The following is a 22,880-nucleotide window of genomic DNA, read 5'->3' as shown; positions in this document are numbered from 1 at the left end:
CGAAGGGCCCCGGCGACCGTGGAACACACGATCGCCGGGGCCCTCACGGACGCTCCGGGGACACCCTCCCCGGGCCTCCTCAGTCCTCCGCCTCCAGCGTGAACAGCGCCCCGTCCGGGTCCCGCACCACCGCGCGCCGCCCGCCGCCGTCCGGCTGCCGCACCCCGCCCCACTCGCCGCCCGGGACCAGCGACCCGCCGTGCTCCAGGGCTGCCGCCTCCGCCGCCTCCAGGTCGGGCACCCGGAAGCGGACGAGCCAGCGCGGCCGCAGCTGCGGCCGGGGGGAGGCGGACTCGACGGGGCCGCTGTTCAGGCGGGCGACGGCCTCCCCCTCGTACCGCAGGACCACCTGGTCGTCCTCGTACGACACCTCGCAGCAGTGCGGGCTGCCGTCCGCCCACTTCAGCACCCCGCCGTAGAACACGGCCGCGTCGAACGCGTTGCGGGTGTGCAGTTCCACCCAGGCCGGCGCCTTCCGCTCGCCGACCTGCCAGCGCGACACCCGCCGCCCCTCCCAGACCGCGAACGCCGCGCCCTCCGGGTCGGTGGCGAGCGCCGCGCGGCCCCGGGGCGGGAACGCCATCGGGCCCACGCCGACCGTGCCGCCGCGCTCCCGGATCCGCCCGACCGCCGCGTCCGCGTCGTCGACGGCGAAGAACACCGACCAGGCCACCGGCACCTGCATCTCGGCCGCCACGGCCGCCATCCCGGCCACCGGCACCCCGTCCCGCTCGCCCACCACGTACCCGTCCCCGAGGGCGCCCCGCCGGAACGTCCAGCCCAGCACGGCCCCGTAGAACCGCTCCGCCGTACCGAGATCCCGTGCGGACAGGTTCAGCCAGCACGGGGCTCCCACGGCCTCCCCGATCGTCGGTCCGGCCACCGGCGCCACCTCCTCGTCGTCCTGCGTCCAGAGCGCGTCCGTCCCACCAGAATGCCCCCTGCGTCCAGAGTGCGCCGTGCGCCCCTTCCCCGTCCGGCCGGTCCGCATGCGCGGATTCACCCAGGTGCCGCCGACCGCCACCCGGTCGAGGGGGCGCGGGTCAGCGGACCGCGTGCGCCGCCCGGGCCGCGTAGGCGCGGACGTCCGCGTCCGGGTCGTCGGCCGCCCCGGCCAGGGCGGCCCCGGCCGCCGGGTCGTCCCGGTGGGCGAGGAGCGAGAGGACGGCCGCCTTGCGCACGTCCGCGTTCCCGTCCGCGAGCACCGGCGCCAGGGCCGGTACGGCGAGGGCGGACGGGGCCGCCCGGAGCGCGGTCGCCGCCCCGGCCCGCACCTGCCAGGCGGGGGCGCCGAGCGCGGCGGCGGCCCGCGCCGCGTACTCCGGCGGGCAGCCGGTGCCGGCCAGGGCGGCGAGGGCCGCGCCCCCGACCAGGGGATCGGCGTCGTCGAGCAGCGGCGCCAGCGGCCCGGGCCGGGGATCGCGCACGGCCGCGAGGCCCCGGGCCACCGCGACCCGCACCTCGCGCGCCGGGTCGGCGGCGGCCCGCGCCAGCTCCGCGACCGCGTCCACCGAGACGAGGGCCCGGACGGCCCCGACCCGCACCTCCACCTCCGCGTCGCCGAGCGCCGCCGCGTACAGCGGGGCGTCCCCGAGCCGCAGTGCCCGCAGGACGTCGAGCGCGGCGGCCCGCACGGCCGCATCGGGCACGCCGAGGGCCTCCCGCAGCCCGTCCCCGAGCACCGGCTCCGCCGGCAGCACCTCGACCAGCTCGCGCAGGGCCGCCGCCGCGGCGGCCCGCACCCGGGGCGAGGCGTCCCGCAGCCGCGCGGCGAGCGCGGGTCCCGTCCCGGCCGGAGCGGTCTCCCCGAGGGCGGTGACGGCGGCGGCCCGCACCGCCGGATCGGCGTCCTCCAGATACGGGCCGAGCACGTCCAGACCGGGGGAGTCCTCGACGAGACCGAGCAGTTCGAGCAGCCGGGGGGAGGCCGCCGTCGCCGTCGGGTCCTCCGCCTCCGGCTTCCCCGACGGAGCGGCCGGCCGCTCCGCCGGGGCCGCGTCCCGGGGCCCCGCCGTGGCCACCGGCACGAGCTCCACCTCGCCCAGGTGCCGCTCGGGACCGCCCGGCGGCGCGAACTCCGGCACCGGCACCAGATACGGCTCCACCGGCCGCGCCGTGAACTCCATCGCCCCGGAAGGGGACTTGCGCAGGTCCAGATGGTGCAGCCAGCCCGCGTCGTCCCGCTCCGGGTGGTCGAGCCGCTCGTGGTAGAGGCCCCACCGCGACTCCGTGCGGGCCAGCGAGGCCCGCGCCGCCATCTCCGCGCAGTCCCGGATGAACGACACCTCCGCGCACCGCATCAGCTCGTGGGCCGTGCGCGCCCCCATCCCGGCGATCTCCCCGGACATCCGGTCGAACGCCTCCACCGCCAGGGAGAGCTTCGCGCCCGTCTTCGGCGGCGCCACGTAGTCGTTGACGAACCGCCGCAGCTTGTACTCGACCTGCGGCTGCGGCGGCCCGGCCGGGTTCCGCAGCGGCCGGTAGACCAACTCGTGCGCGTCCAGGACCTGCTGCCGGTCGAGCTCCCCCTCGTACGCGGTGTGCTTCGCCGCGTCCTCGCCCGCCAGGTCGCCGAAGACGAACGCGCCGATCATGTAGTTGTGCGGTACGGAGGCGAGGTCGCCGGCCGCGTACAGCCGGGGCACGGTCGTGCGGGCGTGCGCGTCCACCCGTACCCCCGAGGCCGAATGGCCCCCGCACAGGCCGATCTCGGAGATGTGCATCTCGATGTCGTGCGTCCGGTAGTCGTGGCCGCGCCCCGCGTGGAACGTGCCCCGGGTGGGGCGCTCCGTGGTGTGCAGGATCGACTCGACCGCGCCGACCGTCTCCTCGGGCAGATGGCTCAGCTTCAGGTACACGGGCCCCCGGTCCGAGGCGAGTTCGGCCGCGAACTCGGCCATCATCTGCCCCGACCAGTAGTCCGACTCCACGAACCGCTCGCCGTGCCGGTTCACCTGGTACCCGCCGAACGGATTGGCGACGTAGGCGCACGCCGGACCGTTGTAGTCCTTGATCAGCGGGTTGACCTGGAAGCACTCGATCCCGGTGAGCGCCGCTCCCGCGTGGTACGCCATGGCGTAGCCGTCGCCCGCGTTCGTCGGGTTCTCGTACGTGCCGTACAGATAGCCCGACGCGGGCAGCCCGAGCCGCCCGCAGGCGCCCGTCGCCAGGATCACGGCTCCGGCCCGTACGAGGACGAACTCGCCCGTGCGGGTGTGGAAACCGGCGACGCCGACGGCCCGCCCGTCGTCCGGGTGGGTGAGCACCCGGACCGGCATCACCCGGTTCTCGATCCGGATCCGCTCCCGCATCTCGCGCCGCCGCAGCTGCCGGTAGAGGACCTTCTTGACGTCCTTGCCCTCCGGCATCGGCAGCACGTACGAGCCGGACCGGTGCACCTGCCGGACCGCGTACTCGCCGTGCTCGTCCTTCTCGAACTTCACCCCGTACGACTCCAGGCGCCGCACCATCGCGAAGCCCCGGGTCGCCGTCTGCCGGACGGTGGACTGGTCGACGAGGCCGTCGTTGGCGCGGGTGATCTCGGCGACGTAGTCGTCCGGTTCGGCCCGGCCCGGCACGACCGCGTTGTTGACGCCGTCCATCCCCATGGCGAGGGCGCCGGAGTGCCGGACGTGCGCCTTCTCCAGGAGCAGCACGCTCGCCCCGCGCCCGGCGGCGGTCAGCGCGGCCATCGTGCCGGCGGTCCCGCCGCCGACGACGAGCACGTCGCAGGAGAGCTCGGTCGCGTCGGCGGGGTCGGGGACGGTCAGGGGGGTGTCCACGGGGATGCCTTTCGGGGTGCTCGGGGTGCTCGGGGTGCTCGGGGGCCGGCGGGGCCGGCCGGAGGGGGCGTCAGAGGGAGTCGAGGACGCGGCGGCGCAGCGCGGCCGTCGCGGGCGCGTGCAGGGCGTCCCGCACGCGCGGGTGCGGGACGCCCAGGACCTCGCCGGACGCGAACAGGGCGACCCGGTCGCCGAGGTGGAGCGCCTCGTCCACGTCGTGCGTGACGAAGACGACGGTCGCGCCCGTCCCGCGCAGGATCTCCACCAGGAGGTCCTGCATCCCGGCCCGGGTGTGCGCGTCGAGCGCGCCGAACGGCTCGTCCATCAGGACCGCGCGGGGCCGCCCGGCCAGGGCGCGGGCCAGCTGGACCCGCTGCCGCTGCCCGCCGGACAGCTGGTGCGGCAGCCGGGCGGCGTGCCCGGCGAGCCCGACCCGCTCCAGCCACTCCCGCGCCGCACGCCGCCGCTCGGCCCGGGGGACCCGGCGGATCGCGAGCGGCAGCTCCACGTTGGCGCGGACCGTCCGCCACGGCAGCAGGGCGTCGTGCTGGAAGACGAGCGCCCGGTCGGCGCCGGGCCCGCGCACCGCCTCCCCGTCCTGCGTGACCCGTCCCTCCAGGGGCGGCAGCAGCCCGGCGAGCGTGCGCAGCAGGGTGGTCTTGCCGCAGCCGGAGGGACCGACGACCGCGAGGAGCTCGCCGGGCGCGATCCGCAGCTCCACGGGACCGGACACGGCGGACCCGTCCGGATGACCCAATCTGACGTCGTGCAGGGCGAGTTCCGCGCCCGTGGCGCTCGTAGTGCTCGTGGTGCTCGTGGTGCTCATGGCACCGGCTCCTTCTCGGGCAGGGGGACGGAACGGGAGGGCGTACGGGCGGGGGCCGGGGAGACCGTCGTGCGGCCGGGCCCGGCGCCGCCCCGTTCGGCCGGGCGCGGCAGCCAGGAGGTGACCCGGCGGCCGAGCGTCTCCACGGCGGTGGAGGTGAGCCAACCGAGCGCGCCGATGGTGGCCATGCCGACGAAGACCCCGGGGTAGTCGACGACCGTGTAGTCCTGCCAGGTGCGGTAGCCCACCCCGTATTCGCCGGAGATCATCTCCGCCGAGATCACACAGATCCACGAGACGCCGATCCCCACGGACAGACCGCCGAAGATCCCCGGCAGGGCGCCCGGCAGGACCACCGAGAACAGCACCCGGGCCCGACCCCCGCCCAGGGTCAGCACGGCCTCCTCCCACACCGGGCTCAGGGCCCGCACCGCGTGCCGGGTCGACACGAGCACGGGGAAGAGGGCGGCGGCGCAGGTGATGAAGACGATGCCCTGCTCGTTGGTGGGCAGCAGCAGGATCGCGACCGGGACCAGGGCGATGGCCGGGACCGGCCGCACCGCCTCCACCAGCGGACCCAGGACGTCGGCGGCCCACCGGGACCGGGCCACGGCCGTCCCGGCCGCCACCCCGAGGACGGCCGCCAGGAGGAAGCCGACCGTGATCCGGCGCAGGCTGTGCCCGAGGTCCTGCCAGTACGCCTCGGTGCCGACCCGGTCGGCGAACGCCGAGGCGACCTCCACGACCGTCGGGAACTGCTCGAAGCGCAGCCACAGGTTCACGTCCAGGGAGGTCAGCACCTGCCACAGACCGAGGGCCGCGAGCGGCGAGGCGATCCGGACGAGCCGGCGCACCGCGGGCGAGGGGGCCGCGCGGCGGCCCGCGCGGACGGACGGGGGCCGTCCCGCGCTCACGACGCCGCCCCCACGGCCTGCGCGTACCCGACGATCCGGGAACCGGGGTGCCCTGCCGCGTAGCGCTCCGCGCCCGCCCGGGTCACGAAGGCGCACCACTCGCCGCCGTCCCGCACCCACACCGCCCGGTCCGCGAACCAGGGCGTCCCGGTGACCGCGTCCGGCACGTACGCGGCCCGCACCCGGTCCGCCCCGGCCTCGCCGACCGCCTTGAGGAGGGCGCCGGGGCTGTCGAACGTACGGGTCGCGCCCTGCCCCTTCAGCCACAGCTCCGGCTTCGGCGCGGCCGCCTCCGGGTACGCGCCGCCCGGCACGGCCCGCTCCAGCGGGGCCGGGTCGACGAAGGCGTCCACGTCGACGTCCTTCACCAGACCGGCCGCCGCCAGGACCGGCACGTCCTCCTTGAGCGCGGCGACCAGCTCGGGCCGGAGCGCCGGGTCGAAGGTGGCGATGCCCCGGGCGCCGTTGTAGAGGTAGACCACCTCGGCGGGCAGCCCGGTCTCCTCCGCCACCGACTCGGCGGAGGCGACCGGCCGGGCGCGCAGCTCGTCCGTGGCCCGCCGCTGCGCGCGCAGGAACGCGTCGAGCACCGCCGGCCGCTCCTTCGCGAACTTCTCCCGTACGGTCACGCCGTGGAAGGTCGGCAGGTCCAGCTCGGCCCCGTCGTACAGCGCCGTCGCCCGGCCCTGGAAGGCGAGCAGGCCCGGCCAGGCGACGAACTGGGACAGCGCGTCGACGCTGCCCGCAGCCAGGGCCGAAGCGCCCACGTTCGGCTGCTGGTTGAGCTTCCGGACGTCCTTCGCCGGGTCGAGCCCGGCCCGCTGGAGCGCCCGGACCAGGGTGCCGTCGGCGGCCGAGCCGACACTGGTGGACACCTTGCGTCCCTTCAGGTCCGCCAGTGACCGCAGCGGTGAACCGGGCGCGGTCACCACGGTGTTGAGGCCGCCCCGCAGGTTGTAGCCCGTCACCGACACCAGTCGCGTCGGCTGCTCGAGCTGCCTGCCGCGCGCGGCGTTGAGGAGCAGCGGGAAGTCGCCCATCGAACCGATGTCGATCTTCCCGGCCGTCATCTGCGCGGTGATCGGCGCCCCGGTCGCGTAGTCCTGCCAGTTCACCCGGTAGGCGACGCCGTCCTCGCGGCCCTGCGCCGCGAGTTCCTCCTCGAAGTAGCCGAGGGAGCGCAGCAGGGTGCCGGCGGTGACGGTGTTGATGGTCTTCGACTGGTAGCCGACGGTCACCGTGACCGCCTTCGCCCCGGCCCCGCCGTCGCTGCCGGACCCGCAGGCGGTGGCGAGCGGCAGCAGGAGCAGGGCGAGCGGCAGGGCAAGTCTTCTTGTCGACATGGGAGGTCGGCCTTTCACCGGAGCAGGTAGGGCATGTTGACGGTGACCGCGCCGGTGGGGCAGCGCGCCGCGCACGGGCCGCAGTACCAGCACTCGTCGACGTGCATGTACGCCTTGCCGTCCTCCTCGCGGATCGCGAGCGAGTCGAGCGGACACATGTCGACGCAGAGCGTGCAGCCGTCGATGCACTTCGACTCGTCGATGGTCACGGGCACGTCGGCGCGCTGGGGGACCAGGGGCATGGCTGTCTCCGGGGAACAGGTGGTGGGTCGTCACGGATCAGAGGGCGCGGCGCAGGACGCCGCTCATGGTGATGCGGTCGCCGCGGAAGCGGATGAACTCCAGGTCCACCGGCCGGCCGTCGGGCAGGCGGGTCAACCGCTCCAGCATCAGGACGGCCGCCCCGCGCGGGGCCTGGAGCACGGCGGCGGAGTGCGCGTCGGCGTTGACGGCCTCCAGGGTGATCTCCGCGTGCCCGAGCGGGGAGCCGGTCAGCTGCTCCAGGAGCCGGAAGACGTCCGTGTTCTCCAGGTCGCAGTCCAGGAGCGCGGCCCCGATGTCCATCGGCAGGTAGGACAGGTCCAGGGAGAGCGGCAGCCCGTCGAGGCGCCGCAGCCGCTCGATGCACAGCACGTCGGAGTGGTCGGGAAGGCCGAGCCGGTGGGCCACCGGGCCGGGTGCCCCGACCGGCCCCATGGTCCGCACCTCGTTGGTGACCCGCCCGTGCTCGTGCAGGGTCTCGGCGAGCCCCTGGAGCCGGTCCAGGCCGTGCGGGTACTTCTCGCCGACCACCACCGTGCCGACCCCCGGCTGCCGGTCGACCAGCTGCTCGCCGCGCAGCAGGTCCAGGGCCTGCCGCACGGTGTTGCGGCTGGCCCGGTAGTCGGCCGCGAGGACGTCCTCCAGGGGGAGGACCCCGCCGGGGAAGCCGCCCGCCAGGATCTGGTGGCGCAGCAGGTCGGCGAGCTGCCGCGCCCGGTCCGCCCGGAGGCGCCGGCGGCGGGCGGCGGCGACGGGGCGGGCGGCGGGAGCGGGTTCGGCGGGCATGACACGGAACGTAGCGGCGGACCGGCCCCGGTGGTGTTGCCGCAACATTGCGCCACCCGACGAACGTCTCGTACCGCCTCTGACCAGCGGATATGTCGAAGCGGCGGCGAGTTCCGCCACCCGGCCGCCCACCACGTGGACGGCCGGCCGCCCAGGATGCGGATCGGGACCCGCATCCGGGTCCTGGGCCGGGCCCCGGGCCCGTCAGACCGCGTGTCCCTCGACCTCGTGGCGGAGGGCGAGGGAGAGCCGGTGGTGGAGGAGGCCGAGGACCGGCTCGCCCGGCGCGAACAGGCCGGCGGCGAGCTTCCAGTACCGCCGGATCAGGACGCTGTCGCCCCGGTCGAGCACGGCGACGAGACCGCGCCGGAAGGCCGGGGTGTCCCGTACGCCCTGCGCGGCGGCGTACGCGGAGACGAAGCAGTCCAGCCCCCCGCCGGTCCGCCCGGTCCGGGTCTCCGCCGCGGCCAGCGCGTACGCCTCGGCCAGGCCCTCGTACAGCACGTCCGGCCGGTACGCGCCCTCCGGCAGCGGCTGCGCGCTCCGGCACGCGGCGCCCGGGAACGGGCCGGAGGCGAGGGCGTGCAGCCGGGCGAAGTCCAGTACGCGCGCGGGGCTCGGCTCCGCCGGGGGCGGCGGCACCACCGAGTCCAGGACCAGGGACACCGTCCGGCCCGAGAGGCCCACGGGCAGGATCCGGCGCCAGAACCGGACCAGGGCGTCCGTGCCGGGCGGCGCGGACACGGCGCCGAGCAGCCGCGCCCGGTCCGCGCGCTCCCCGGCGGGGCACTCCTGGAGCGACCGCAGGGCGGCCTCCTGCCAGCGCAGCGCGGCCAGCCGGGAGCCGACGTCCCGCAGCCGGTCCGCGAGGACCTCCGCCGGCACCCCGTCCCGGTCGAGGACCCGTTCGACCTCGGGCACCGGCAGGTCGAGCGCGCGCAGGGAACGGATCAGCCGGAGCCGGTCGAGCGCTTCGGGCCCGTACCGGCGGTGCCCGCCCGAGCTGCGGGCCGCCTCGGGCAGCAGACCGCGGTCGGAGTAGTAGCGCACGGTCTTCACGGTGACGCCCGCCCCGGCGGCCAACTCCCCGATGCTCCACAGGCCGTCGGACACCACGACACGCACCTCCCCTGAGGAGACCGACCATCCACGAGCACCTCCATTCTGACGTCTGATGTCTGACGCCGGGCCGGGGCCGCCGCTCCGACGGGGCCGGACGCGCCGCCCGGAGAGGGCACCGACGGCGGCTCTTGAATCTCCCGCAGGGGGAGCTCCTAGCGTCGGGGAGCGGCGGACACGGCCGCCGGGGAACCGGATGAGGCGAGGAGACGATCATGACGGCGTTCGTACTGGTGGCGGGCAGCTTCACCGGCGGCTGGGTGTGGGAGGAGACGGCGGCCCGGCTCCGGAGGACGGGTGCCGAGGCGCACCCGGTGACCCTGACGGGCATGGACGACCGGCACGAAGGGGCCGGGATCGGGCTGGAGACGCACGTCGAGGACCTGGTACGACTGATCGACGGCCTCACGGCGGCCGAGGTGGTCCTCGTGGGCCACGGGTACGGGCTCCACCCGGTGCTCGGCGCGGCCGACCGGCGGCCCGGGCGGATCACCCGGATCGTCGCCCTGGACACGCTCCTCCCGCAGGACGGGGAGCCGGCCGCGCGCTCCGTCCCCGACCCCGGGGGCCGGGCCGGCGAGGACGGACGGGTCCCGCCGCCGACCCGGGAGACCCGGTCCCGCTGGGGCGGCCTCGAAGGCGTCCCCGACGGCGCCCTCGCCCGCCTGGAGCGCCTCGCCGTGCCCCAGCCGGCCGCCACGCTCACCGAACCGCTCCGCCTGACCGGAGCCGCCTCCGCCCTGCCGGTCACCGGCGTCCTCTGCACGGCCGGCGGCCCTGACCTCTCCACGGTCGGGATGCTGGTGGAATCCGGCCCGCACCGGTTCCGCGCGCTGGCCGACGCCCGGATCCGCTTCCTCGAACTCGCCACCGGTCACTGGCCGATGCTCTCCGCGCCCGCCGACCTCGCGGAGACGCTGCTCCGCGCGGCGGCGGGCGAGGGCCACCGGGTGACCGCGCCCGCGGACGAGCGGCCGACGCACCTCCGGCCCTTCCTCGAAGGGGTACGGGACGTCCCCGAGGTCCCGCGCGAACGCCACGGCCGGGTCGACCTCCACCTCCCGGACGCCGGAGGACCCCGGCCGGCGATCGTCTTCGTCCACGGCGGCCCGGTCGACCCCGACCAGCGGCCCACCCCGCGCGACACGCCGTTCCTCCTGGGGTACGGACGCCTCGCGGCGGGCGCGGGCGCCGTCGGCGCCACCCTGGACCACCGGCTCCACGGCCTCGCCGACTACGCCCTCGCCGCCGAGGACCTCGCCGCGGCCGTCGCGCTCGTCCGCGCCGACCCGCGCGTCGACGGGGAGCGGATCGCGCTCTGGTTCTTCTCGGGCGGCGGGCTCCTCGCGGCGGACTGGCTCGCCGCGCCCCCGCCGTGGCTGCAGTGCGTGGCCGCCACCTACCCGATGCTCGCGCCGCTGCCCGGCTGGGAGGCGGTGGAACCCCGCTTCCGCCCGGTCGACGCGGTGGGCACGGCGGACGGGCCGCCGGTGGTCCTGACCCGGGCCGGCCGGGAGCACCCGGCGATCGCGGCGACGGTCGAGGAGTTCCTGACCGCCGCCGGGAGGCGCGGGGCCCGCGTCGAGACCGTCGACGTGCCCCACGGCCGCCACGGCTTCGAACTGCTCGACCCCACCGAGGAGTCGGGCGAGGCGGTGGAGCGGGCGATGAGGGCGGTGCTCTCGCGGCTGGGGGAGTGACGGCCGTACGTACTCACGACCGGGGCGGCCGCACACGCCCGCGATCCCGGTCGGCTCACACCGACGACGGGATCTCCGCGAGACCGACGACCGGGCAGCCGAAGAGACCGCTCAGGGAACGTCTCTGATGCTCCGTCAGCGCCTGGAGGAAGACCACCGCGTCCGCGTCCGTCCGCTCGCGGGCCTCCGCCACCTCGCGGACCTTCCCGCCGCTCAGGAGCGTCCGCGAGGAGAACGGAAGGCACATCTTCCGCGCCCCTCCGTGCGAGACGCCACGCCGCTGCACGGCCCGTGCCACGACCCGGGCGCCGCGGGCCGCCAGTTCGGCGGCGGCCGTGTCCATCAGGGCGGCGAAGTCCCGCTGCCGGGCGGAGAAGTACCCGACGAGTACGACATCGGCACCCGCGACGTGGAAGGGCGGGACGTCCGCCGGGCCGCCCGTCCCCCGGACCCGCCGGGCGGGGCGCCGGCCGCGCCCGTGGTGTCGGTGCATGGACTCACCGTAGGACGCTCGCCACCCGCGCCGACAGGCGTTTTCCCCGGGGCGCCGCGAGCCGGACCCGTTGTCGGACCCTTGCCGTACCGTCACGACGGTACGCACCGAACGGGGGGATCCGGTGGGGAGCCACTATCAGACGATCGTCGACCTCGACGCCACGCCCGAGGAGGCGGAGGCGCTCGGGGCCCGGGTGGCGGCGTGGCTGGTAGAGGAGGGGATCGCGGTCGCGGAGGAGGGGTTCTCCCACCACGACCGGCCGGTGCTGACGCCGGGACCGCGCTGGTCGTACGTGACGGACGAACGGCGTTGGCTGTCGACCGACGGCCTGGCGATCGTCACCGGACGCACGGTGTTCTTCGGATCGATGGGCATCGGCGGCTCGGCCGTCTGCCCCCACTGCGCGGAGGTCGCGTCCGGCGAGGACGAACGGCTCCCCTTCTCCGAGGCCATGGACACCTGGTACGCCACGGGCGAGGCCGCGGTGCGGTGCCCGGCGTGCCGCCGGTCGGTCCCCTTGCCCGCGTGGGAGTGGGAGAACGACTTCTTCGCCTTCGCGCACCTGGGCATCGAGCACTGGAACGGTCCGCCGCTGCGGCCGGAGTTCATCGCCGAGGTGACGCGTGTCCTCGGGCACCGGACCCGTCTGGTCGCCGGGAAGATCTGAGCGGCGCGCCGCCGGTCTTCCGGCGACGCGCGGGACGGAGGAGGGGGCGGAGGGTCAGGGAGCGACCGTCTCCGTGGTGATCAGTTCGACGAGGGCCGGCAGGCCGCCCTCCGCCAGGGCGCGGCGCTGGCGGTCGGCCGAGGTGCCCTCCTGGAGCAGCCGGTGCAGCAGGGAGGAGACCTCACGGGTGTCGCCGGCCTCGTCGAGGGCGGGCGTGATGTGTTCGAGCAGCGAGCACAGCACGTCGCCCGCCCGGCGCGACCGCCCTTCGGGATCGACGAGCAGCCCGCTCAGACCGTGCCGGGCCGCGTGCCAGTTGGACGCCTGGAGGAGCTCGGGCGAGCAGTCGGGGAGCGGCATTCCTGCCTTCTCCTCGTCGATCGCGGTGGCGACCAGCGCCCGGACGATCCCGGCGAACATGACCGCCTCGTCGGCGCGCAGCTGGACGTCGGCGCAGCGCACCTCGACCGTGGGGTACCGGTCGGACAGGCGGGCCTGCCAGTACAGCTGACCGGTGTCGGTGATGATGCCGGTGTCGAGGAGCGTCCGGACGCGCTCCTCGTGGTCCGCGAGCGAGGTGAAGCGGGGCGGGGGACCGCTGACCGGCCACCGCCCGAAGATCACCGTGCGCCAGCTCGCGAACCCGGTGTCGCCGCCGTCCCACAGGGGCGAGTTCGCGGACATGGCCACCAGGACCGGCAGCCAGACCCGGATGCGGCTCAGGACGGCGACGCCCATCTCGCGGTCCGGCACGGCCGCGTGCACGTGCATCCCGTTGACCAACTGCTCGGCCACGAGCTGCGGGGCCTGGGTGGACATCGCCAGGTAGCGGGCCTTCCGGGTGACCGGCACGGGTGCCGTCTCCCGGTAGGGGGCCGTCGCGCAGGCGGCGAGCAGACAGCCGTTCTTCTCCGCCGCCATGCCGAGCGCGTGCCGCAGGCGCAGCAGGTGGCCGCCGACCTCCTCCAGGTCCGTGCACACGGGGGTTGCGACCTCCACCTGCGCCTGGAGCAGCTCCGACTGGACCTCGGTGCCCTCGACGAGCGGCTGCAGTCCGGCGGACGCGCGCACCTGGTCACTGAGCGGCACCGGAAGGCATGTGTCCGGATCGAGCAGCAAGTACTCTTCCTCGACCCCAATAGTGATCATGTCTCCCGAATACCCCCGATCGGGCGGCGGGAATCGGTCCGGAAGGCACCGCTTTTCCGCAGGTCACGCGGGTGATACCGCCCGGCTGCGGACGGTGAGGAAAGCGCCGCCGCTCAGGGGCCCAGGTGCCGCTGCATCCAGTCGGCGGCGGTCCGGCGGAACAGCCGCCGGTTGTCCGCCCGCCGGAACTCGTGCCCCTCGTCACGCAGCGTGAGCATCTCGGCCGGCAGGCCCCGCTCCCGCGCGGCGCGCACCATCTGCTCGGACTCGCCCGGCGGCACGTTCGTGTCGTGCTCGCCGTGCACCGCGAGCAGCGGCACCCGCAGCTCGTCGACCCGGCTCATGGGGGACAGGGAACGCAGCAGCTCCCGGTCGCGCACCGGATGGCCGTACTTGTGCGCCGCCGACTCGGCGATCCACGGCTCCGTCCCCGCGAAGAACGTCGCGAGGTCCGACATCCCGCACACCGCGACCCCCGTACGGAACAGCTCGGGGTGCCACACCAGGGACGCCATCGTCAGATAGCCGCCGTACGAGCGCCCCATCACCGCGAGGCGCGTCGGATCGGCCAGGCCGTCCAGGATCACGTGCGCCGCGCAGTCGGCCACGTCGTCGATCGCCGCGAACCGCCCCGTACCGAGGTCGGCGTCCACGAACGACCTGCCCCAGCCGGACGAGCCGCGCACGTCGGGCGCGAAGACGTCCAGGCCCCGGCCGAGGAGCTCGTGGTACAGCGGGTCGAACACCGGCCGCTCCTGCTCCTCCGGCCCGCCGTGCAGATGGATCACGCACGGGGCCGGACGCCCGGCGTCACGCCCCGGCGCCCGGTAGTACCAGCCGCCCAGGTGCAGCCCGTCGCGGGCCACCGGCCGCAGCGGTACGGGCCGTACGGGCGGCCGGCCCGGGGGCACGGCGTCCTCGTCCCGGGACGACCACGGCGTGCGCGCCGACAGCGTCCCGGCCCCGGGAGGGACCCACCACACGCCCGGACGGCGCTGCGAACCCGATACGGCGAGGACCATGCCCGCCGGTCCGGCCCGGGTGATCCGGGTGACCACCTCGTGCGGCAGCGGCACCCGCCGGGGCCGGGCCGCCGTGGACAGGCCCAGGGTCTCCAGCTCGCTCGCGCCCCGCACGTTCCACGCGAGCGCGGCCGTGCGCCCGTCCTCGGCGAACGCGAGGAGCTCCAGGTCGCTGCCCTCGCGCTCGGCCACCACGGACAGGCCGAGGCGCCCGCCGTCCTCGTCGAGGGACGCCGCGAGGAGCGCCGCGAACCGGCGCTCGTGGTCGCTGCGCAACCACAGGGTGTGCCCGTCCTGCGAGAACCGGCCGATCCACGGGTCCCCGTCGCCGACCCGCAGGACGGAACCGGTCGTGAGGTCGGCCGTGCGCACCACCACCGCCTCCCGCCGGCCGCGCGGCCCCCGGCGCACCAGGGCGAACCGGCCGTCCTGGCTGACGTCGCACACCCGCAGCGTCGCGGCGCCCGACTCGGCGGCGACGAGCACGGGCGACCCGAGGCCGGAGGGATCGACCAGATAGGCGGTGAGCCGGTCCGGCGCCCCGCCGTCGAGACCACCGCCCTCGCCGTCCGGACCGCTGCTCCCGCCGTCCGGACCACTCGCACCCGAACCGGAACCGGAACCGGAGCCGGGGTCGAAGGCACGGCTGAAGTCGGGACCGGAGGCAGGGCCGAAGCCGGACTCGAAGGCAGGGCTGAAGCCAGGACCGGAACCGGAACCGGAACCGGAGCCGTGTCCGGGCCCCGTGCCGTCCGGGCCCACCTCCCCGCGTCCGGCGCCGCCCAGCAGCGTGGCCGGGCCGTCGCGCTCCGCCCAGCCCGGGGGCAGGTCGGCAAGGGTCGTCCCGTGGTCCGGAGCGGGCGGCTCCCGGAGGACCGTGCGGCCCGCCGGGGGCGGCGGCTCGGCCACCGTGACCGCCACGGCCGAGCCGTCGCGCGTCCAGCAGCCCAGGTAGGCGGAGCTGCCCGCGTCCGCGCCCGCCACGATCCGGCGGCCGGTGCCGTCCGGCCGTACGCACAGGACACGGGTGTGCTCGCCGCCGCCCGGGGCGACCGTGTAGGCGATCCACCGCCCGTCGGGGGACCAGGCCACCTCCGTGACCGGGTCGGGGTCCGCGTCCAGGAGATGGATCTCCGTGCCGTTCACCGCCCCGGTCCACAGCTGGGGGACGCCCGTCCGGTCGCAGATGAACGCCACCCATTCGCCCGCGGGGTCCACGGACGGGTACCAGCAGCCGTGCGAGACGAGCGGCCGGGGCGTGTCGCGGGTCCCGGCCGCGTCGGCCAGCGGCACCGGCACGGGTGCCGCCGACGTCGCTCCGCTCACTCGATCCCGTGCGTCTGCAGCCATATCTCCAGCAACGCTACGTGCCACAGGGCGTTCGCTCCTCGCTTCGTCCGGTGGTGGTCGGGGGCGGAGAGCAGCTCGGCGACGTACTCGTCCCGGAAGACGCCCCGCGCGCGTGCCTCCGGCGCGGACAGCGCCTGGCGCACCCGTTCGAGGACGGGGCCCGCCATGTGGCGGATGGCCGGCACCGGGAAGTACCCCTTGGGCCGGTCCACGACCTCGCGCGGCAGCAGCTTGCGGCCCGCGTCCTTCAGGACGCCCTTGCCGCCCCGGGCCAGCTTCAGTTCCGGCGGGCAGGCCGCCGCCAGCTCGACCAGCTCGTGGTCCAGGAACGGCACCCGGGCCTCCAGGCCCCAGTCCATGGTCATGTTGTCCACGCGCTTGACCGGGTCGTCGACGAGCATGACGTGGGTGTCGAGTCTCAGCGCCGCGTCGAGCGCGGTCTCGGCCCCCGGCACGGCCATGTGCTCGCGGACGAACAGGCCGGACTCGTCCCGGCCGGTCAGCAGGTGCGGCTGGAGGATCCGGGCGAAGTCGGCGTGCGGACGGTCGAAGTACACCTCCGCGTACTGCTCCGGCTCCCGCTCGCGCGGCACGGAGGCCAGGTCCGGGTACCAGCGGTAGCCGGCGAACACCTCGTCGGCGCCCTGGCCGCTCTGGACGACGCTCACCTCCTTGGAGACCAGCTCCGAAAGCAGGTGGAACGCGACCACGTCATGGCTGATCATGGGCTCGCTCATGGCCAGGACCGCGCTGTCCAGGGCGGTCGACACCCGGTCCGAGGGGACCATCAGCTGGTGGTGCTCGGTGTCGTAGTGGCGGGCGACCAGGTCCGAGTAGTAGAACTCGTCGCCCTCCTCGCCGCCCTCCGCCTCGAACCCCACGCTGAACGTGGCCAGGTCCTTCTGGCCCTCCTCGGCGAGGAGCCCGACGATCAGGGACGAGTCGAGCCCGCCGGAGAGCAGCACGCCGACCGGCACGTCGGCGACCATCCGGCGGCGCACCGCCGTCCGCAGCGAGTCCAGGACCGCGTCGCGCCAGTCGGCCGCGTCCATGCCCGCGTACTCGGCACGGCGGGTGTACGACGGCTGCCAGTAGACCCGGTCGCGGTACGAACCGTCCGGCTCCACCACGCGCACCGTGGCCGGCGGCAGCTTGCGCACCCCGTTGAGGACGGTCCGCGGGGCCGCCACCGTGGCGTGCCAGCTCAGGTACTGGTGCAGGGCGACGGGGTCCAGGGACGTGTCGACGCCGCCGCCCGCGAGCAGCGCGGGCAGGCTGGAGGCGAACCGCAGCCGGCCGGGGGCGTGGGACAGGTACAGCGGCTTGATGCCGAGCCGGTCGCGGCCGAGCACGACCCGGCCCGTGTCGTTCTCCACGATCACGAAGGCGAACATGCCCTTGAAGCGGTCGACGCAGTCGACGCCCCACTGGCGGTACGCCTTGAGGACCACCTCGGTGTCCGAGGTGGAGAAGAACCGGTGCCCCAGCGTCTCCAGCTCCCGCCGGAGCTCCTGGTAGTTGTACACGCACCCGTTGAACACGCCCGTGAGCCGGGCGTCGGCGTCCGCCATCGGCTGGGCGCCGCGCTCGGACAGGTCGATGATCTTCAGCCGGCGGTGTCCCAGGGCCACCGGGCCCTGCGACCAGATGCCCCGGCCGTCGGGGCCCCGGGCCGCCAGACGGTCGGTCATGCGCTCCACCGCGGCCACGTCGGGCCGACGGTCGTCGAAACGTATCTCACCGCTCAGACCGCACATGTCGCACCCGTTCGTCGTGCCTCCGCCGCCCCCGGCGCGTCCGGGGCCTCGCAGCCCTCCTCGACCTCATGTGCATCACTCACTGCAGACTCCTCGAAGACAGGGAGCGGGTGCCCGTGCGCCCCTCGGTACGGGGCGCGCGGCGACCCGCTCCGTATCGCGAGTGCCCGGCCGACCGGGGATCATGCCTTCCGAAGAGTCACGGTGCCCCCACCCTCCGTCCACGGCCACCTGGGGTTTTTGTCCTTTTCCCGGGGGCAGTCGAATCACCATGGACCACTCACAAGCACCCGTGCTCGACGCCCTGGCCGCGTACCACGCGGAGAACCAGACCCCCTTCACCCCGCCCGGCCACAAGCAGGGCCGCGGTGCGGACGCCCGCGTGCGCGCGGTCCTCGGGGACGCCGTCTTCCGGTCGGACGTACTGGCCACCAGCGGTCTCGACGACCGCAAGTCGTCCAAGGGCGTCCTGGCCAAGGCGCAGGAGCTGATGGCCGACGCCGTCGGAGCGGAGCACACCTTCTTCTCGACCTGCGGCAGCTCGCTCTCCGTGAAGGCCGCCATGCTGTCCGTCGCCGGGCCCCACGAGAAGCTGCTCGTGGGACGGGACGCGCACAAGTCGGTGGTGTCCGGCCTCGTGCTCGCCGGGATCGTGCCGGTCTGGGTGGACCCCCAGTGGGACGCCGAACTCCACCTCGCGCACCCGCCGTCCGCCGACTCCTTCCGCGCCGCCCTCGCCGAGCACCCGGACGCCCGGGGCGCCCTGGTCACGACGCCGACGCCGTACGGCACCTGCTCCGACCTGGCGGCCATCGCCGACGTCTGCCACGAACACGGCGTGCCGCTCATCGTCGACGAGGCGTGGGGCGCCCACCTGCCGTTCCACCCGGACCTGCCGACCTGGGCCATGGACGCCGGCGCGGACGTGTGCGTCACCTCCGTGCACAAGATGGGCTCCGGCCTCGAACAGAGTTCGGTCTTCCACCTCCAGGGCGACCTGATCGACCCCGAGGTCCTCAAGAACCGCGAGGACCTCCTGGGCACCACCAGCCCCTCCGTCCTCGTGTACGCGGCCCTCGACGGCTGGCGCCGCCAGATGGCCCAGCACGGCCACGCCCTCTACGACGACGCGCTCTCCCTGGCCAAGACGGTACGGGCGCGGATCGACGGCATCGAGGGCATGCGCGTCCACGGGCACGACGACTTCTGCGGGCCCGGCCGCGCCGCCGACCTCGACCCCCTCCAGGTCATCGTCGACATCACCGGCCTCGGCACCACCGGCTACCGGATCGCCGACTGGATCCGCGAGCGCCACCACGTCAACCTGCACCTGTCCGACCACCGCCGCACCAGCGCCCAGCTCACCCACGCCGACGACATCCACAGCGCCCAGCTCCTGCTCGACGCCCTGCGGGACGCCGCCGCGCACGCCGATGAACTGCGCCCCGCGCCCCGGGTGGAGGTCGCCGACCCGGCCGACCTGCGCCTGGAACAGGTCATGCTCCCGCGCGACGCCTTCTTCGGGAGGGTCGAGCAGGTGCCCTGGGAGAAGGCCGTCGGCCGGGTCACCGCCGAGATGCTCACGCCCTACCCGCCTGGCATCCCCGCCGCGCTGCCCGGCGAGAGGCTCAACGCCGAGGTCCTGCGGTACCTGCGCAGCGGCGTCGAGGCCGGGATGGTCGTGCCGGACGCGGCCGACCCCGAGGTCAAGACCGTCCGCGTGACCGTCGAGGACTGACGGTCCCGTCTCCCCCGAGGATCGGGGGAGACGGGACCCGTCACAGCCCCGCGGCGGCCTTCTCCCGGAAGCGGTCCCAGGCCCGCTCCGGCACGTCCGGCCGCAGCAGGACGTCCACCGCCGTGCAGGCGAGCGCCTCGGCCGCCGCGAGCATCGCCCGCCGCGCCCGGGGCCCGGCCGCCGCCTCCGCGAACTCCGGCGTGTGGTCCGAACAATCCTCGTCCATGATCGCGACGAACGGATGGATCGCGGGCACGCGCGTGCTGACGTTCCCGATGTCCGACGACCCCAGATACACGCCCGGCACGGGCTCTGAAAGCCGGATCCCCGTCCGCTCCAGGTGCCCGGCGAAGAGACCGGACAGCACGTCGTTGTCCCGGAAGTGCTCGTACCGGCCGCCCACGTCCGTCACCTCCACCGTCGTGCCGGTGGCGAGCGCCACGCCCCGGGCGCACGTGCGCAGCTCCTCCACCAGCTCCTCCAGGGCGGTCGTGGTCCCGCCGCGCAGCCCGAAGAGGCCCTCCGCGTACTCGGGGACGATGTTCGTGGCCCGGCCCCCGTCCGTCACGATCCCCTGGACGTGCGACCCGGACGGCAGGCGCTTGTGCAGCACGCCCAGCGCGTTGAAGAGCTGGATCAGGGCCCCCAGGGCGTCGATCCCCTCCGTCGGGCTGCCCGTCGGATGCGCGGCCCGCCCGTGGAACCCCACCCGGATCTGCGCGCTGGCGGTCAGCGGGGCCCGCGCCCAGTCGTACACGCCCGGATGGAACATCAGCGCCGCGTCCACCCCCTCGAACAGGCCCGCCTCCACCTCCGCGACCTTCCCGCCGCCGCGCTCCTCCGCCGGGGCCCCGACGGCGAGCAGCGTCCCTCCGGTCCCGGTCCCGGTCCCGGTTCCGGCCCCGTCCTCGCCTCCGCCGAGCACCGCCCGCGCGGCGAGCGCCGCGCCGAGGCCGGCCGCCGCGATCAGGTTGTGCCCGCAGGCGTGACCGAGCAGCGGCAGCGCGTCGTACTCCATCAGCAGGGCGACACGCGGTCCTCCGCCCGCCGCGCCCTCCCCGTCCTCCCCGTCCCTCTCGTCCCTCTCGTCCCTCCCGTCCTTCTTCCCGTCCGACCGGGCGACGAAGGCGGTCGGCAGCCCCGCCACGCCGCGCTCCACCCGGAAACCCTCCCGTTCGAGCTCGTCCGCGAGCAGCCGGGACGCCCCGTGCTCCTCGTAGGCCGTCTCGGGCTCGCGGTGCAGCGCGAGGCTCACGTCCCAGAGCCGGTCCGCCCGGGCGGCCACCTCCTCCCCGACGCGGGCGTACACGGACTCCGGGACACGCGCTTCCTCCGTACGGGCTTCCGGGGTGCGGGACACGAGGGCCTCCTCCGATGCGAACGGTCGCCTACACCCCCGCGTCTTCCACGTCCGGCGCGCGCGATGCCCGGAACGGCCGCTTCTTCTCGGGCCGCCGGAAGACGCACACGTACATCCCCCGGGGTCGGGTAGGCGGGGCGGACACGAGCGGTGACGGAGGACGGGAGAGGCGTGTCCGAAACGAAGTCCAGGGCGGTCGACTGGTGCCGCAGCAGATGGTGCACCGCCCGCACGTCCCTGGAAGAGGCGGTACGGGGGCCCGGTGAGGCGCGCGACGGGATGCTGCTCCAGGCCAAGGGCGCGGCCGCCGCGACCGTCGCCTGGTGCCTCTCCTCATGGCTGCTGCCCGCGAACGTCGCGGCGTTCGCCCCGTTCACCGTGCTCCTCGCCCTCCAGTCCACGGTCTACCGCTCACTGTGGGAATCGGTCCAGTACCTGGGGGCCATGGCGATCGGTACGGCGGTGGCGGCGGCTTTCGGCAGCACCGTCGGCGTCCACGCCTGGGCCCTCTGCGTCCTGGTCTTCGTCGCTCTGATGGTGTCCCGCCTCCACCTCCTCGGAGGACAGGACGCCCAAGTGCCGGTGGTGGCCCTCTTCGCGTTCGCCGGCGGCGGCGGGCGGATCGACTACATCGGCCACCTCGTCGCGTCCGCCGCCATCGGGGTCTGCTGCGGTCTCGTCGCCCACTTCGCCGTCGCCCCCTCGCCGCACACGGCCACGGCGCGGCACCGGGTCGAGGAGCTGACCGCCCGCGCGCAGACCCTCCTGCGCGACCTGGCCCGGACCGCCGCGGGGAAGGAGGGGGACGAGGACGTACGGGAGGAGGACTGGCCGCGCCGCTGCGAGGAACTGGCCGCACAGGCGGCGGACGCGCGCGCGGCACTCGAAAGGGAGCAGGAGAACACCAGGCTGAACCCCCGCCACTCCTGGAACGGCGCCCAGGCCTCGTTGCAGCGCTGCCACGAGACCATCGGCATGATCGAACGCGTCGGCACGCACACCCGCTCCATCGCCCGCGCCCTGACGTACGAGCCCCGGACCTCCGAACCGTCCGGGCCGCGCCGCGCCTTGGGGGTGTCCGTCTCGGCGGACTTCTCCGCCTCCTGCGCCGAACTGCTGCACGCCATGGCCGAGGCGCTCGAACACCTCGCCCCGCCCGGGGGCCCGGACGACCCCGACCGGCTCCGCGTCCGCGTCGAGGACGCCGAGCGCCGCTACGAGCGGGTGGCGACCGCGACCGGCTCCGACCGGTCCGACCGGGAGGGGGAGTGGCCCGTGCACGGCACGGTCCTGGTGGAGGCGGCGCGGATCCTGGAGGAGATCAAGCACACGGCGGACCTCGCCGCCGACACGCGCGGCTGAGCGGCGACGCCCTCGCGGACGTTGGCGGAACGACAGCGAGACGTGAGCGGCGGGCGGCAGGGTGGTGCGGGCCGACCGCCCCGGCGCGTAGCGGAGGATGACGGGCCGTCGTCGTGACGAGGACGGGACCCGACCGGGCCGGACCCGGGGCGAGCCGTGGGGGCTCGCCCCGGGCCCCGTCCGGTCGGAGCCACGACGAGGACCCGAGCCGTGAACGCCCGGACGCCCGGCCCGCGAGCCGCCGGGGCCGTGCCGGGGATGCAGCTCGCGACCGTGCCGCCGGGACCGCCCGGCACACAGCTCACGACCGCGACCATCGTGGCCGCGCCCGGCACTCAGCTCGTGACCCCGACCACCGCGGCCGCGCCCGACACTCAGCTCGCGACCGTGCCGCCGGGACCGCCCGGCACTCAGCTCACGGCCGTGACCACCGCGGCCGCGCCCGGCACTCAGCTCACGACCGTGACCATCGTGGCCGCCATGACCGCGACCATCGCCGCCTGCATGTCGCGGATCGCGCGGCGCACGTCCTCGGCCGCCCACTGGCCGGCCGCGATCTCCTCCAGGCGCGGGGCGACCTCCTTGCGCGGCACGTCGGGGAAGGCGACGCGGTGCAGCTTCGCGCCGTGGACGAGGGCGACGAGGCCCGCCGTGCGCGGGTCGGGCGCGGCGCCGCCGAGGGCCACGGCCCGCAGCCTGTCGCGCAGCTCGCGCTCCACGGAGCCGTCCGCCTCCGGGTAGCGGGTGACGGGGAAGATTCCCAGGATCCTGCGCTGCTCGGCGCGGACGAGCCCCCGCCCGCGCAGGCTGTCGGTCGTGGCCTTGACGGCCTTGTGGCAGTCCTTCGTCAGCCACTCGGTGACCTTCGGGACCCTGCTCTTCCGCCCCGTCCACTCGGTGATCTGCCGCAGCCGCTCGTCGAGGAGCGGGACGCCGGTGGGCGTCTTGTCCGCCACCCGGAGGCGTCCCCCGTCGACCGTCACGCGCCCGGCCAGGACGAGGTCGAGCAGGATGCCGCCGGCGACGGCCCACGCGGCGGACTGCTTCTCCTTCGCCGCCCCGGACTCGTCGTCCAACGACAGCAGCATGATCTCCTCCGCGAGCGTGACCGTCACCCAGTACCTCCTGCTGTCGTGCGTTCCCGGCGACCGTTCTTCCGGTCGTCCGTCCTCTCGCACAAGGAGACGGCGGAACGTTTCCCCTGGTTCCCGCCGCGTAGGGCCGTCGTTGGTCTGGACCTCCCGGACG

The 22,880-nt window shown here is 75.2% G+C and carries 18 protein-coding genes; 4 read left to right on the top strand and 14 right to left on the bottom strand.

The window, feature by feature from the left end; genetic code table 11:
- Positions 1 to 79: 79 nt before the first annotated feature.
- From ACIP5O_RS27535 to ACIP5O_RS27500, 8 genes are all read right to left on the bottom strand, one after another.
- Positions 80 to 892, bottom strand: coding sequence for a VOC family protein (locus ACIP5O_RS27535; protein WP_401297802.1), 813 nt, complete (start codon positions 890 to 892; stop codon positions 80 to 82).
- Between the two features lie 151 nt (positions 893 to 1,043).
- Positions 1,044 to 3,782 carry a fumarate reductase/succinate dehydrogenase flavoprotein subunit gene (locus tag ACIP5O_RS27530; protein ID WP_401297681.1) on the bottom strand — a complete coding sequence of 913 codons (2,739 nt, stop codon included), beginning with the start codon at positions 3,780 to 3,782 and terminating at the stop codon, positions 1,044 to 1,046.
- Between the two features lie 70 nt (positions 3,783 to 3,852).
- A complete protein-coding gene (locus ACIP5O_RS27525) occupies positions 3,853 to 4,608 on the bottom strand; it encodes an ABC transporter ATP-binding protein (protein ID WP_401297678.1) in 756 nt (251 codons plus the stop codon).
- Entirely contained in the window at positions 4,605 to 5,462 is an 858-nt protein-coding gene (locus ACIP5O_RS27520) for an ABC transporter permease (RefSeq protein ID WP_401297799.1), read from the bottom strand. The genes ACIP5O_RS27525 and ACIP5O_RS27520 overlap by 4 nt, the downstream gene beginning before the upstream one ends.
- 56 nt (positions 5,463 to 5,518) lie before the next feature.
- Positions 5,519 to 6,865 carry an ABC transporter substrate-binding protein gene (locus ACIP5O_RS27515; protein WP_401297675.1) on the bottom strand — a complete coding sequence of 449 codons (1,347 nt, stop codon included), beginning with the start codon at positions 6,863 to 6,865 and terminating at the stop codon, positions 5,519 to 5,521.
- A 14-nt stretch (positions 6,866 to 6,879) separates the two neighbouring features.
- On the bottom strand, positions 6,880 to 7,107 hold the full coding sequence (locus ACIP5O_RS27510; protein WP_030313017.1) for a ferredoxin family protein: 228 nt from the start codon (positions 7,105 to 7,107) through the stop codon (positions 6,880 to 6,882).
- A 37-nt stretch (positions 7,108 to 7,144) separates the two neighbouring features.
- Positions 7,145 to 7,912: a GntR family transcriptional regulator gene (locus ACIP5O_RS27505; protein WP_401297672.1), complete on the bottom strand. Its 768-nt coding sequence runs from the start codon at positions 7,910 to 7,912 to the stop codon at positions 7,145 to 7,147.
- A 204-nt stretch (positions 7,913 to 8,116) separates the two neighbouring features.
- On the bottom strand, positions 8,117 to 9,028 hold the full coding sequence (locus ACIP5O_RS27500) for a MerR family transcriptional regulator (protein WP_401297669.1): 912 nt from the start codon (positions 9,026 to 9,028) through the stop codon (positions 8,117 to 8,119).
- A 218-nt stretch (positions 9,029 to 9,246) separates the two neighbouring features.
- Between ACIP5O_RS27500 and ACIP5O_RS27495 the strand changes: the two genes are divergently transcribed.
- Positions 9,247 to 10,731 (top strand): alpha/beta hydrolase, encoded by a 1,485-nt coding sequence (locus tag ACIP5O_RS27495; protein WP_401297666.1) that lies wholly within the window; start codon positions 9,247 to 9,249, stop codon positions 10,729 to 10,731.
- 55 nt (positions 10,732 to 10,786) lie between these two features.
- Here the strand turns inward: ACIP5O_RS27495 and ACIP5O_RS27490 are convergent, their stop codons facing one another.
- Entirely contained in the window at positions 10,787 to 11,224 is a 438-nt protein-coding gene (locus ACIP5O_RS27490) for a hypothetical protein (protein WP_401297663.1), read from the bottom strand.
- Between the two features lie 124 nt (positions 11,225 to 11,348).
- On the opposite strand from ACIP5O_RS27490, the gene ACIP5O_RS27485 reads away from it, so the two are divergent.
- Positions 11,349 to 11,894, top strand: coding sequence for a hypothetical protein (locus ACIP5O_RS27485; protein ID WP_401297661.1), 546 nt, complete (start codon positions 11,349 to 11,351; stop codon positions 11,892 to 11,894).
- A 54-nt stretch (positions 11,895 to 11,948) separates the two neighbouring features.
- Here ACIP5O_RS27485 and ACIP5O_RS27480 read toward each other — a convergent pair whose 3' ends face one another.
- The 3 genes from ACIP5O_RS27480 to ACIP5O_RS27470 form a co-directional block, all read right to left on the bottom strand.
- Positions 11,949 to 13,043, bottom strand: a complete 1,095-nt coding sequence (locus tag ACIP5O_RS27480) for a glutamate--cysteine ligase (protein WP_401297659.1) — start codon at positions 13,041 to 13,043, stop codon at positions 11,949 to 11,951.
- A gap of 113 nt (positions 13,044 to 13,156) precedes the next feature.
- Positions 13,157 to 15,415 (bottom strand): S9 family peptidase, encoded by a 2,259-nt coding sequence (locus tag ACIP5O_RS27475; protein WP_401297656.1) that lies wholly within the window; start codon positions 15,413 to 15,415, stop codon positions 13,157 to 13,159.
- Entirely contained in the window at positions 15,388 to 17,172 is a 1,785-nt protein-coding gene (locus ACIP5O_RS27470) for an N-acetylglutaminylglutamine amidotransferase (RefSeq protein WP_401297653.1), read from the bottom strand. The genes ACIP5O_RS27475 and ACIP5O_RS27470 overlap by 28 nt, the downstream gene beginning before the upstream one ends.
- Before the next feature lie 271 nt (positions 17,173 to 17,443).
- Here ACIP5O_RS27470 and ACIP5O_RS27465 point away from each other — a divergent pair, with 271 nt between their 5' ends.
- Complete coding sequence (locus ACIP5O_RS27465; protein ID WP_401297651.1) at positions 17,444 to 18,910, top strand: aminotransferase class I/II-fold pyridoxal phosphate-dependent enzyme; 1,467 nt, start codon at positions 17,444 to 17,446, stop codon at positions 18,908 to 18,910.
- 40 nt (positions 18,911 to 18,950) lie between these two features.
- On the opposite strand, the gene ACIP5O_RS27460 is transcribed toward ACIP5O_RS27465, so the two are convergent.
- Complete coding sequence (locus ACIP5O_RS27460; RefSeq protein WP_401297648.1) at positions 18,951 to 20,270, bottom strand: peptidase dimerization domain-containing protein; 1,320 nt, start codon at positions 20,268 to 20,270, stop codon at positions 18,951 to 18,953.
- Positions 20,271 to 20,441: 171 nt separating this feature from the next.
- Here ACIP5O_RS27460 and ACIP5O_RS27455 point away from each other — a divergent pair, with 171 nt between their 5' ends.
- Positions 20,442 to 21,632 (top strand): aromatic acid exporter family protein, encoded by a 1,191-nt coding sequence (locus ACIP5O_RS27455; RefSeq protein WP_401297645.1) that lies wholly within the window; start codon positions 20,442 to 20,444, stop codon positions 21,630 to 21,632.
- 449 nt (positions 21,633 to 22,081) lie between these two features.
- Here ACIP5O_RS27455 and ACIP5O_RS27450 read toward each other — a convergent pair whose 3' ends face one another.
- On the bottom strand, positions 22,082 to 22,747 hold the full coding sequence (locus tag ACIP5O_RS27450; protein ID WP_401297642.1) for a GPP34 family phosphoprotein: 666 nt from the start codon (positions 22,745 to 22,747) through the stop codon (positions 22,082 to 22,084).
- Positions 22,748 to 22,880 lie beyond the last annotated feature (133 nt).

Source organism: Streptomyces sp. NPDC088915, from assembly GCF_044749825.1.
In the GTDB taxonomy this organism is placed as follows: Bacteria; Actinomycetota; Actinomycetes; order Streptomycetales; family Streptomycetaceae; genus Streptomyces.
Note: the sequence above shows the minus strand (reverse complement) of the source record. Positions and strands in the feature narration are given on the sequence as shown.

Excerpts from the sequence above, each read along its gene's own strand:
- ACIP5O_RS27465 (WP_401297651.1), top strand. The coding sequence starts at position 17,444 with ATGGACCACTCACAAGCACCCGTGCTCGACGCCCTGGCCGCGTACCAC.
- ACIP5O_RS27490 (WP_401297663.1), bottom strand. The coding sequence starts at position 11,224 with ATGCACCGACACCACGGGCGCGGCCGGCGCCCCGCCCGGCGGGTCCGG.
- ACIP5O_RS27515 (WP_401297675.1), bottom strand. The coding sequence starts at position 6,865 with ATGTCGACAAGAAGACTTGCCCTGCCGCTCGCCCTGCTCCTGCTGCCG.
- ACIP5O_RS27480 (WP_401297659.1), bottom strand. The coding sequence starts at position 13,043 with ATGATCACTATTGGGGTCGAGGAAGAGTACTTGCTGCTCGATCCGGAC.
- ACIP5O_RS27525 (WP_401297678.1), bottom strand. The coding sequence starts at position 4,608 with ATGAGCACCACGAGCACCACGAGCACTACGAGCGCCACGGGCGCGGAA.
- ACIP5O_RS27475 (WP_401297656.1), bottom strand. The coding sequence starts at position 15,415 with ATGGCTGCAGACGCACGGGATCGAGTGAGCGGAGCGACGTCGGCGGCA.
- ACIP5O_RS27495 (WP_401297666.1), top strand. The coding sequence starts at position 9,247 with ATGACGGCGTTCGTACTGGTGGCGGGCAGCTTCACCGGCGGCTGGGTG.
- ACIP5O_RS27470 (WP_401297653.1), bottom strand. The coding sequence starts at position 17,172 with ATGTGCGGTCTGAGCGGTGAGATACGTTTCGACGACCGTCGGCCCGAC.
- ACIP5O_RS27510 (WP_030313017.1), bottom strand. The coding sequence starts at position 7,107 with ATGCCCCTGGTCCCCCAGCGCGCCGACGTGCCCGTGACCATCGACGAG.
- ACIP5O_RS27505 (WP_401297672.1), bottom strand. The coding sequence starts at position 7,912 with ATGCCCGCCGAACCCGCTCCCGCCGCCCGCCCCGTCGCCGCCGCCCGC.